Genomic DNA, 12,635 nt, shown 5'->3' on the forward strand with positions numbered 1-12,635 from the left:
TCCTCAGCTCATTGGGGTAGGATCAATCGTCATGCCGGCACTTAAACCTTGCAGACCATCAACAATGACTTGATCTCCCGCTTTCAAGCCAGAGGTCACTAACCAACGATTATCAATCGCACTCCCTAAAGTAATTTTTCGTTGTTCGGCTTTATTATCTTTTCCAACAACCCAAACAAGCGCATTTCCTTCTGCATCTCGGAACAGCGCACCTTGAGGAATTAAGATGCTGTTAGGACGTGTGCCTGTTCCAAGTTCCGCCCGTACATATATTCCCGGTAATAAAGCATTATTCGAGTTAGAAAACGCAGCACGTAACGTGACACTTCCAGTGGCTTCATCTACTGCAATATCACTAAATTTAAATGTTCCTTGTTCCGCATAGTTCGTGCCATTTTCAAGCTGTAAACGTACTGAAAGCTCAGTCGGTTTTATTCCATTTTCAGTAAGCTGTTTGCGCAGCGCCATGTATTCGTCACTCGACTGAGTCAAATCAACATACATGGGGTCCAGTTTTTGAATCGTTGCTAAAGGATCTGTTTGGGCCGAGGTGACTAAAGCTCCACGTGTAATTGAAGAGCGCCCTATCCGTCCTGAAATAGGCGCCGTAACTTGCGTATAACGTAAATTGGTTCGTGCCGTTTTCAGTAAGGCTTCATTTACTGTCACGGTGGCTTTTGCTTGTTCATATGCACTTTGAGCATTATCAAGCTCTTGCTGACTCACGCCATTTACTTTAATCAATTCTTTATAGCGCTCGGCTTGCAAACGAGTCGAATTGACTGTTGCTTTAGCAAGTGCAAGGTTACCCGCGGCCTCGTCAACGCTATCCCGATAAAGTGAAGAATCAATTTTATAAAGGGGTTGCCCCTTATTCACCTGAGAGCCTTCTTTAAACAATTGCTCGACCACCACGCCATTTACTTGTGGCCGCACTTGAGAAATCTCAGAGGCAACAGTTCTTCCAGCCAATTGATAGGTAGATTCAATCGTCTCTGGTTTTATAGTGATTGTGCCCACCTGTTGAATATTTTTGGTCGCAGGCTGGTCAGCATCACAGCCATTCAAGAAAAGCAACAAAGGCAATAAACACAATGTATTACGATGAAAAAAATTAAAAACAAGCATATCTGGGACCCCAGACTTATAGACAATTTATTTACTTTACTGTAAAGTAAATAAATAAGATGTGCAAGAAATCCTCATATGTTAAAAAAATCTCCAGGTCGTCCTTCTCGAATTCGCCCTACTATCCTTGCAGCAGCACGTGCACTATTTCTTGAGCATGGATTAGAAGTTCGTTTAGAAGCTATCGCAGCTAAAGCAGGAACAAATCGACAAACTTTATATAACCATTTCCCAACTAAGACGGCTCTACTTATTGAAGTTTTTGATCATTTAAAAACAGAAATGGAAGTGCCTTTTGTTGAACAACATGAATTAAAAAATAAGCGCCTAGATCAATTACTCTTAGAAATTGGGCAGGCTGTACAAAATCATTTTTATAATATTGACGTCATTCGTCTGCAAAGATTGCTGATTATTGCATTAGTTGAAATGAAGGAAATTCTTCCAAAAATTCAACAGCGTACTCAAGGAAATATTAAAAGATCGTTAACCGATATTCTTGCAACAGCACACAATGCAGGCATTGTTAAAATTGATCAGCCAGAGGAAGCAACAAAAGCATTCCTCGGTGCTGTAATGGGATATGCATATCCTGCTACGCTGATTAGCGGAAACATTCCGACTCCTCAAGAGCTACAGCAGTTAAATGAAGAAGTTTGCCGGACCTTTTTAAAAGCATGGCAATATAAAGAATAGATTTTATAAAAAGCCCTTTGATAAGAAGGGCTTTTCTATGAAATAGCTAAACTTGAAAACGATGAATGATACATATTACGCCGCTTTAAACTGCTTCAAAAAACATTCTAATATCATCTCTCGCTCCCCTTTTTTATCTGAGCTTAAAAGCTGAATAATCGCGCCTTCAATCATATATAAAAATAGTTTGGCATCCTGAAAGGAAACATCGGTTTTTAGTTTTATAAGTTGGCTATAGATTTCATTCAGTAACCACGTTCTATACCTCACTGCGATTTGATAGGCTTTGGGATAGGTCAGTTTCGTTTCAAAAATGGCTTTAAATAATAAGTAGTACAGCCCTTCTAAATCAGTATGTAAAAGATAAAGTGTTTTAAGTTTATCCATCACATCTGCACCTTGGTCGTAGTCAGCAATTGAAACTACTTTTTCTTTTAAGCGTTCTTTTTGAACGTTCAAACAGATTTCGATAAACCACTCTTTAGAGTGAAAATAATGATAAAAAGTCGCTTTTGGAATTTGAGATTCTTTCACAATTCTGTCTATTCCAACAGTATGAAATCCGTGATTGTGAAACAGATTAATCGATTTATTTACGACTTGTATGGCACGTGGAGAGATCACTAAATGTCGCATAGTTTTACCGTTATTAAATTCTTGTTGTAGATAAACGAGATACTTTTTTGGGAGAAAAAAAGGCATAGCAAAGCCATAAAGACTGTGCATGGCACATCTCAAGTTTTATTGTTGATTAAGTTTTTTGGACGTGACGATTTAAAGCCTGAAAAGCCCAATGGCTATCAAACTGCTTTAAAAGTTTAAGTTGTGTCGATATAGACTTTGGCAAAGGCTGCCAAGAAATTAAGAATGTGCAAAGCCAACTCCTTTTTATTGGGAGTTCTGCCAGACATGAATAGGAATTATGGTGGCAGAACGAAAGGGGGTTAGCAGACTGGCTCAAGACCCAGCACACCCGAAGGTGTCCCCCTTCCGTCCTACCGCAACAAAAGGGAGACGAACGAGTTCACATTAAAAAAACGAGTTTTTTCAATGCTCTTGAGTACGGTCTGCTAAAACCGACTGGCAATGTAGGCCAGCAGGCAAAGGATAGTGCTCCGCCCTATTGCAGTCAAGCACACAAAATGACATTTGCTTTAAATTAGATCATTAAAAAGTAAGGATAAATAATGAGAGAGTTATTGTTAAAGTGGGGTTTATAAAGGGAGGGAAAACAGCCTTAGGAGGCTGTTTAGAGTGGATGTATGTAGTAAGGAGAATTATCTATTTAAGGAAAGTTAAATAGATAATTTATGGATCTTAAATTAACTCTTAGTTTCCGACTGCTTAGTACTATCTTTAACTAAGGCTAAAGATTTTTTAACGTCATCAAATATAAATTCCTCAATCTTTTGACAAATTTTATCTATTACTTTTTGATTATTATCCTTCAAAAGCATAGTTACATAATTCCATTTAGAACATTCAGGTTGATAACTAGAAGTCCAATTGAATATTTTAAGCTTTTCAATACTGTAAAAAAGTACAATTTCTTTTTTTGAAAAAATAACTGCAAAACAAGCTGAATAATTTTTTAAATTTTGAAAATCTTCTTTTGGTAAAAAACGTATAGATAAAAATACTTGCTCCAGAGGTACTAAGTATCTAATTCCATCTAAAACTTGCTTTTTCACTACAACATCTTCCAATCGATAATCATCTTCAGAATTTAATCCTAATAAAAAAGATAAAGAAGAACTACCAATAGAAGACCTAGGTTTTCTAGGATACTTAATATACTTTTTTTCTGGAACTTCTATTTCATGGTAATGCTCTTCAACCAAGTACTCATCTTTATCTTTGTTAACGACTAACCAGTTTCCGATATCTTTAGCATTGAATAAAACGATATCAGACTTTGATAAATCTAGAGTAAATAAAGTTTCTATATCTTGCGAAAATTTATGTTTTTCAATTAAATTGAATATTTGTTTTATTTTTTTTATACCCTCTTCCTCTGAACAATACATCTCAGACTCTTTTTTAATCATTTCAATTAATGATGGAGCTCTTTCTAAAGGAGTACTGCCAGTAACTATTGGTGTTATTAAATCAATTGCAGATAATATTTCTTTAGGGGCAGTTAAGCTATTGAAGAGATATGCTAAATAAGCTCCTTGGGTTACAAAAATTGGAGTATGACTTAACCTTTTTTCTGATAAATCAGAGATGTAATCTATAACTGCTTTATAAGTTATTCTATCCGATTGTTTTTGTTTAAGAATCGCATCGAAAAATAATTTAGTAAATTTACTATATTTATTAGTTGCTTCCGAAGTTTCATTTCCTCTAGATGAATACATAAAATAAACTTCATCAAAAGAGTATTCTTTATCTAAATTTTTCCTAATCAAAGAATCTTCAGCTTCTTTTATATAATTTTCCCCAGAATAACAAGCATCAACGACCTTGACAGCTACCTTAGGATTTAATCTTTTGAGATAGCTATCTATAACGTCATTAGTAATAGTTGTACTTTTTAAAAGCTCTAAATTCGTATCTTTAAAACAGAAATAGAAGTTATTTGAGTCTCTATAGCCATGACCACTAAAGTAAAAGAATATTTGCTCAATCTCTTTCCCTTCAAAAATCTTAATAAAATCAATAATTTTATCTTGAGCTATAGATGCAGAATCATTTAGAGATGTTAAAATATTAGAAAACTCTCCTGATGCCTCTAATAGATTCTTCATCATTTCTAGATCATTTTTACATGCATTTAAAGGATCATATAACTCATATTCACTTGCTGCTAAAAGAATGGCTATCTTTGTCATTTCAAATTCTTTTTGATAAACATGTATTTATTATATACATATTTATCAATATAAAATCATTAAAAGAAATTCTCTTTATTCTACATACATGGGAACTCTATGAAATATAACTAACAAAGCGAGAAATAAAATCTTCATTTAAAAAATGAGGTTAGAGATTTATCTAAGGGATATTTAAAACAATATACTGATATAATTTAGCTTTTACTGTGAATATTGAGTTTATGTCAAAGAATTATCGCGATACTGATGATGATGATATCCTTTGGAGATATATGCCTTTATCTAAATTTGTAGATATTTTAATAACAGAAAGTATTAGCTTCTGCCGTCCAGATTTTTTTGAAGATGTTTATGAGGGAAATCATTCAGACTATATTAAAGCTACATCAGATATTTTACATGCTGAAGGAGCTACTGATGATCTAATCGAAATGTTCGAGAAATCAGCAATAAAGGGGTATCAAGAAGTAAAGTATAAATCCCATGTACTTTGTTTACATGCTAATCAAAATGAATCTGCAGCAATGTGGAAATTATATGGAAATCAAAAAGATACTGTAGCAATAAAAACTTCCGTTAAATCTTTAAAAGCCTCATTAGATTCAACAATTACTAATCAAAAATTAGAGTTTGGATTGGTAAACTATGATACAACAGTCGATAGTTTACGTTGTTTTTATGAAGCAGATCGTGAACCTGGAGAAGTAATCAATATACATCCTTTAAATTTTTTATACTCAAAAAGACCTTCATTTGAACATGAAAAAGAATATAGAGTTTTAGCTCTTCCAAATCAGGAAATCTTCGCCTTTGCTGCCGCAGGTATTGATGTGGAACAAATAAAGTTAAACTCTCTACCTGTAATTAAAATAGCCTGTGATCCATCTATTCTCATTGAAGAACTAGTAATTGCACCAGATTCGCCCAAATGGTTTGTTGATATGATAAAAGGATTGGTAGAAAAACTAGGTTGGACTTTCCCAATTAATCAATCGCAACTATATACGTTAAATTAGAAATTTATGTCCATTCATTTAACATTATGGGTATTATCTAAAATATAAAAATATAGTTTTAGGTGTACAGTAGTTTAAACACACCTTTCTAAATAGGCCTAAGCTAAGCAGTTTAATCATTGCTTATCTACAAAAAAAGCCCCTGTTCTGCAGAGGCTTTTTCAATTTAACAACTAAATTATTTATGAACTCAAGACACAGTTGGTGAACCAATCCAAGCAGATTTAGCCAGAATATTTTCGTCTTTAATAACCAAAAATTAAACAACCATTAACTCTATTAAATTCTAAAAATAAAATAGAGAGCAATACTACAACTGAGAATTATTAGACTAAATAAAGGTTTTTTAAACATGGGTTATTGTCAGCCAGATAGTTGAAACCAAGGTTTCTTTGGTGCAGTCCCAGTATATGCAGAGCTAACTTTAATTGATCCTTGACCTTTTTCGCATTCTTGAACACCCCACTCACTAGGGCGAAAACGCGCATTAGATCCATCGGGTTCAGGTTTACCAAATTCCTTTTGAATATCATGATCAATTAATGGAATTTCAAGTAGTACGATGTCTCCACGAGAACAAGCGATTGTAGGATGCTTTGTGTCGTAAACCCATTTACCATAACCATTTTCCTCATTAGGATCAAAGCGCATAACTCGACCTATTTGCTGATCCCACGCCAACTCCATTCGAGGAGGCTCCATCGCAGTTACCCACATCCCTGCGACTTTTACAGGATGAGGGAAACGTACAGCCTGTAATCCCCGTAAACTTAAGGGTAATTGTGGCTCACCATTGTCAAAAGCATCATAGCGACTAATTAAACTCCCTTTGGGAATCAACAATTCGCCATATTGTACATCTTGAGATAAAACGAAATGACTGCGACTTTCTTTGTAATGCTGCTCGAGTGCGAACTCATACTTTACCGATGCAGTCATATAAAATAAATAACCTGCCCATAGGTCACATATCAATGCCAATACAGTAATAAACAATGTCTTTCGAGAAAAAAATCTCACAGGCTTTTGAGCCTTCTTTCGCCAAAAGAATAGTGCTTTCACCAATAAGCCTAGTGTTAGTACAACACCGATCAATGGTGCAATAAACAACAGAAAAATTGCAAAAAAGGAGAATGGTTGTATTGGTATCATAATTGTTAAATCTTTAACTTCATATTTTTCAAAGGTGAGTCCTAAGAAAATTGTATATCTGTATTAAAAATAGGCATTGCTATTTAATACTTATATTTTTAAATAAATATATCTTTTTCTCAATTTCAAATAATGGGCATTATATGAATTATAAAAATAAAACGAACCCAATAACGCTAATCTAAATAAAAAAGCTAAGCCCCGATCACCGAGGCTTAGCTTTGAAAAATAATTTTAAATTAAAAAATTACTTATTTGATGTCAGTAAACTCAGAAACAGGTTTGTTAACTTCAACTTTTGTACCTGCAAATTTTTCGCTCACAAACTTTTGTACTTTAGGTAAGTGGTAAAGTTCACCCAATTTCGTATAAATCGGGTCATTTTTATTCGCTTCAGCCACACCTAATAAGTTCACATAAAGCTTTGTAGACTGGTCAATAGGTTCACGGAAGATAGAATCTTTCAGTACGTTTAAACCGCCTTCAAGTGCTAATGTATTACCCAATACAATTGCATCTACGTCGTTTTTAACACGAACTGCTGTAGTCATTTGAATTGGTTTTAATTTTAAACCTTTAGGGTTTTCAGCGATGTCATTCGTTGTCCCTTTTACAGGGTCAAAGTCTGGTTTAAGTTTAATAAGTTTAGCAGACTGTAATAATGTTAATGCACGCGCTTCGTTAGCAGTATCGTTTGGAATCGCGATTGTAGCGCCTTGTGGGAACTCATCAACAGTTTTAACTTTATTTGCATAAAGGCCCATTGGTTCCAAGTAAGTCGTCGCAACAGCCGCAACTTTAGCTGTATTTGAAGCATTGTAAGCTGCTAAATAGTTAAATGACTGGAACGCGTTTACATCTTGTTCGCCACTTGCTACAGATGTGTTCAACACAACGTAGTCAGTCAAGTTAGTCACTTCGAGTTTAATGCCCGCTTCTTTAGTTTCAGGAAGCGTTGCAACATATTTCCATACGTCAGTGTCTGAACCTGTTGAAACAAGTTTAATTGTGCGTACTGACTCAGTTTTGTCTTTAGCTGGTGCTGAATTTTCAGTTTGTGCAGGTTGTTTATTACATGCAGTCAGTGTGAGTACAGATGCACTGAACAGGACACTAAATAATTTTTTCATAGATACATCCTAAAATAGGAAACGCCTACTCTACAAAAGAGCGAGGCATTCCCAACCATTGGGTCGAAATGCAATATTTGGCTGGAAGTAATTCCAGATATATAAGGGTTTAGAAGCCTGAATTCAGCCTTATTTCTTCCTTGATCTTGCTCGCTGAACAACAGAATTATGTTTTGAATCAGTTTCTAAATATTGGATCATCATATATCAATAAGTGAATATTCTACAAATAACTTGTTCGATTTTGATATATAGATGTGCTCTTGGTAAGGGACTGATAATAAAAAACATATTATATAAATAAAACAGTTTTGATTAAAATATGTACTTATTTGATTTATATGAAATTTTCAGGATTTGTTAGCAATATTTAAGCTAACTATGACTGTAATTTATGCCGTATGCATAAAAAAAGCCCCTGTTTTCACAAAGGCTTTTTAAATTAGTTAGTTAAGCTCAGTTTTAATTACTTATGAACCCAAGGCACAGCTGGTGAACCAATCCATGCAGATTTAGCAGGAATATTTTCACCTTTCATCACCAAAGTTAATGGCCCTAACACTGCATGATGGCTAACATTAGCGTTATATAAAATAATACTACGTGAATTTACAACCACATCATTTCCAATATTCACTTGTCCAATTTTCATAATACGATCTTCAAACAAGTGGGTTTGTGGGCCTGAGAAGCTATTAAACTCTGCACGGTCACCAATGCTTACACAGTCGAACTCTGTAATGTCAGCCGTATCCATGTAAACATCTTTACCAATTTGAACACCTAAAATACGCAAGAAGAATGGCAGCATTGGCGTTCCTCTTAAGTAGTTTAAGAAGTTTGGAATCGCAACTGATTCATATAAGCTGGTAATCCCTTCACTTAACCACACAAACATGGTCCACATTGGCGCTGAACGCGGTTGATAACGACCAATTAAAGTCCACTTCATCAATGCAACAATAATGAAACAGCCAACACCATAGAGCAAACCAGCAAGCGTTAAAGCCAATAAACCAGTTGGAATGTTGTATTTGTTAATAACATCAATCACTTCAAGCACAATCATATACCCCACACCAATTGCGAGTGCGGCTGGCAATACAACGCGAAGGCCTTCAATAAAACCACGCATGAAACGGCGCTTGAAGCTTGGTTTAAACGTTAAGTGGTCAGGATATTTTTCAGCAGCTTCACGTGCAGGCAATAATAATGGCGGCGAACCAAACCAAGTTTGACCATCATACATTTCAAGGTTATCTGGTGTTTTTGACTGTACGCCAATTAAAACGTTATCTGGTAAAATAGTTCCATCAGCAATATAAGCACTATTTCCGACAAAGCTACGGTTACCGATTTTGGTCGATTTTAATGTCATCCAACCGCCTTTGATCTCTTCATCACCCAACATTACAGCATCGGCAATAAAGCTTTCTTCGCCCAAAGTCAGCATTTCAGGAATAACACCATTTGCTGTAGAAATTTCGGTATTTTTACCAACTTTCGCTCCTAACATACGGAACCATGTAGGCGCATAAATCGTAGCAAACAGGCCGTGCAATGTTTGTAAGCTTGTTTCTAAAATTTGAGATGCAAACCATTTACGATAATAGGTGCTGCCATGAACAGCGTAAGTTCCAGTCTCAAGACGAGGCAATGCAATTTTGCGTATTGCTGAAGAAATAACAGCAGTAATCATCATCATCATTGCACTCGCTGGAATCGCTAAAGCAAAATAATAAAGTGCGATTTGCAGGTGGTTATTCGGATTGATATTAAATACGTTTACATCTAACCAATCGACCAAAAGGAAACTTGGGAAAATTGGAATAAAGAACAGACAAGCAATGATTAACGCACTAACACCATAATATCCATATTCAGCAATCTTACGAATGAACGATAATTTAGGACGTTCTGGCATTTTAGGGTGTTCATCTACATGCCCTATTTTCTTAGCTGGCGTACCATCCCAAATTTCTCCGGCTGGTACAACCGTGTCATATTCAATTGAAGTTAAGGCATTTACATGAGCTTGTTTTTCTAACACTGTATTTTCTTCTAATACAGCATATGAACCCACATAACTATCTTCTTTAAGGTGAATTGAACCCAACACCAAATGTCCATGTTCGACTTTGGCATTTTCTAAATTCACTTGAGAACCAATACTCACGCCATCTTCAACAGTTAATAAAGATGGCATGCGAATATGAACTGAACTAATGGTGACATCATGTCCAATTTTTGCGCCGAGTGCTTTTAAATAGAGGTTAAGTAAAGTTGAACCTGACAATAAATAAACTGGTGAAATATTGCTAATACGGTCTGCTAACCACCAACGGAAATAAGTCATTCCCCAAAGTGGATAACGTCCTGCACCAACGCCCAACATTAATAATCGTTTCACCGTAATTGAAAGCACAAAACTACTAATAATGACAGTTACATAGACCAATAAAGATAACGCGATTGCATATGGAATGCTGTCTCGGGTTCCACCTGTAAAATAGTGATAGGTAAAGAATGGCGCTAACCACTGCAAAATATTAATTGAAATTAAAACTGGAATGGTCGCAAGCTGCGCAATACCACATAACCATTTATAAGTTTGATTACGCGGGTTGTCTTGCCCAATCTGGCTATCAAATAATGTCGGTTCTGGCTGTTCCAACATTAAAGCAGCAATTGCCCCCACTCTTCTCGCTTGATATAAGCTTTGAATTGTAAGATGGCTATATTCTTGATGTTCGCGCAGGTTAGAAATTAAGACGGCGGCTAAAAGCGAATGCCCACCTAAATCATCAAAGAAATCCGAATCTAGTTTAATAGGCATGTTAGGAAACAGGCGGTTTAAAATTTCAAATAAAATTTCTTCCGCTGGATTTTGCGGCTGATCAGATTCACTACGGTCAATTACACTCGTAAGTGGTCTTACTTTTAACGCTTTACGGTCAATTTTTCCAGATAATAAACGCGGTACTTCTTCAATAATCTCAAAACGATTCGGCACCATATAAGGTGGTAAACGTTGAGCTAAGGTATGTCGAAGTTGCTTAATTTCTATCGGTTGTTTGGCATCAAGCTCAGCTGCAATAAAAGCAATAAGCTGATCAATTCCATCTTCTTGACGCAAAATTACCGCTGCGGTACCAATCCCATCAATATCACAAAGTGCCGCTTCAATTTCACCGAGTTCAACACGGAAACCACGAATTTTTACCTGATCATCAGCACGCCCTAAGCAATGGACTTGACCAAATTCATCAATTTTTGCCAAATCACCAGTACGGTAAAGCAACTCTTCATCAGCACTCATTGCCCAAGGGTTTTCAATAAACTTATCAGCCGTTAAATCAGGTCTGCCTAAATAGCCTGGTGCTACACTCGGACCGAAAATACAGAGCTCACCTGTTTCACCTTGAGGCAGTAATTCTCTTTCAGCGTTAATCACTAACATGCCATAGTTTGGTAGAGGTTTACCAATCGTGACGGGTTTACCGCGTTCTAACGACTCAAGACTTGCAGTAACCGTAGTCTCAGTTGGGCCATAGGTATTAAACATTTGATGATGAGGTAATGCCCAACGGTCCACCAGTGAGTCTGGACACATCTCCCCACCTAAGTTAATAATTCTTAAGTTAGGTACATCTTCAGGGAACAAAGCCAGTAAGGTTGGAACAGCATGTAATACAGTAATTTGTTCCTGCTTTAATGTTTGGCATAAACGTTCAGGGTCACTCACAAGCGACTTAGGTGCAATCCACAATGTTGCACCCACCAAGTAAGAAAGCCAAATCTCTTCAAACGACATGTCAAAAGCAACAGAAAAGCCTTGATAGACTTTGTCTTGCTCTTGAATATCTAAAATATTATTTTCACTACGTAGAAAGTGACAAATATTTTTTTGAGTAATTACAATCCCTTTCGGCTTACCCGTTGAGCCTGACGTATAAATAATATAAGCAGGTTGATCGGAGGTCGTTTTAGCTAAAGGAATATTTTCACTGAGTGGCTTTTGAAGTTCAGTATTTGTCCATTTGGTTTGTGGCACTTCAGCTAAGTGTTCATACCATTCATCGGTAGTAATCATCCCGACAGCTTCGGCATCTTCAAGACAAACCGCAATACGGTCGGCTGGCGTATCCATGTCAAAAGGAAGCCAAGCTGCGCCACTCAAACAAATCGCCAATTGGGCTTTTAAAAGCTCAATACCACGAGGTACCCATAACCCAACAATATGACCAGGTTTTACCCCTCTTATCGTCAAATGTTGAGCCATAATTAAGGCTTGCTGATATAACTCCCCATACGTCAACGTTTTATTTGCTTCAATTAAAGCTGTTTTATCTGAGAGATTTTGAGCAGTTTGAATAAAAATATCGGCGAGTACTTCATCTTGCAAAAATTCGGGGTGAAATTTACCACGAATAATATTCTTCGAACTTGTTACGAATTGGTTCATTTTTTATAACTCACTTTAATTTTTTGATTTAGCTAAAATAAAGTCATGTTTGAGTTTTTCTGACCTATTAAAGAAATCAATTGCTATGTAATAAATTAAAGAGTTGAACTTAAATGAAGATTAAAGTTTTTATTTTAAGAATGGAGAGTGAACTATTAAATGAGAAGAACAAACGATTTTTATTACTTATAAATCAAACTAAGATGACAAT

8 protein-coding genes are annotated in these 12,635 nt (G+C 35.9%); 2 read left to right on the forward strand and 6 right to left on the reverse strand.

Annotated features, from left to right (window positions below; all coding sequences use genetic code 11):
* Positions 1-3: 3 nt before the first annotated feature.
* Positions 4-1,128, reverse strand: coding sequence for a multidrug efflux RND transporter periplasmic adaptor subunit AdeD (gene adeD / locus AC1PJP_RS06555; protein ID WP_479766702.1), 1,125 nt, complete (start codon positions 1,126-1,128; stop codon positions 4-6).
* 78 nt (positions 1,129-1,206) lie between these two features.
* On the opposite strand from adeD, the gene AC1PJP_RS06560 reads away from it, so the two are divergent.
* Complete coding sequence (locus AC1PJP_RS06560) at positions 1,207-1,824, forward strand: TetR/AcrR family transcriptional regulator (protein WP_005307701.1); 618 nt, start codon at positions 1,207-1,209, stop codon at positions 1,822-1,824.
* A gap of 75 nt (positions 1,825-1,899) precedes the next feature.
* On the opposite strand, the gene AC1PJP_RS06565 is transcribed toward AC1PJP_RS06560, so the two are convergent.
* Entirely contained in the window at positions 1,900-2,460 is a 561-nt protein-coding gene (locus AC1PJP_RS06565; RefSeq protein WP_479766719.1) for a TetR/AcrR family transcriptional regulator, read from the reverse strand.
* A 686-nt stretch (positions 2,461-3,146) separates the two neighbouring features.
* Entirely contained in the window at positions 3,147-4,658 is a 1,512-nt protein-coding gene (locus tag AC1PJP_RS06570; RefSeq protein ID WP_272406477.1) for a caspase family protein, read from the reverse strand.
* Between the two features lie 224 nt (positions 4,659-4,882).
* On the opposite strand from AC1PJP_RS06570, the gene AC1PJP_RS06575 reads away from it, so the two are divergent.
* Positions 4,883-5,677 carry a DUF2971 domain-containing protein gene (locus AC1PJP_RS06575; RefSeq protein WP_479766703.1) on the forward strand — a complete coding sequence of 265 codons (795 nt, stop codon included), beginning with the start codon at positions 4,883-4,885 and terminating at the stop codon, positions 5,675-5,677.
* Between the two features lie 363 nt (positions 5,678-6,040).
* On the opposite strand, the gene AC1PJP_RS06580 is transcribed toward AC1PJP_RS06575, so the two are convergent.
* From AC1PJP_RS06580 to posA, 3 genes are all read right to left on the reverse strand, one after another.
* Entirely contained in the window at positions 6,041-6,787 is a 747-nt protein-coding gene (locus AC1PJP_RS06580; protein ID WP_479766720.1) for a hypothetical protein, read from the reverse strand.
* 293 nt (positions 6,788-7,080) lie between these two features.
* A complete protein-coding gene (locus tag AC1PJP_RS06585; protein WP_005307722.1) occupies positions 7,081-7,959 on the reverse strand; it encodes a MetQ/NlpA family ABC transporter substrate-binding protein in 879 nt (292 codons plus the stop codon).
* A gap of 466 nt (positions 7,960-8,425) precedes the next feature.
* A complete protein-coding gene (gene posA, locus AC1PJP_RS06590) occupies positions 8,426-12,424 on the reverse strand; it encodes a delta-poly-L-ornithine synthetase PosA (RefSeq protein WP_479766704.1) in 3,999 nt (1,332 codons plus the stop codon).
* Positions 12,425-12,635: the final 211 nt, after the last annotated feature.

Source organism: Acinetobacter sp. V116_7 (genome assembly GCF_056735735.1).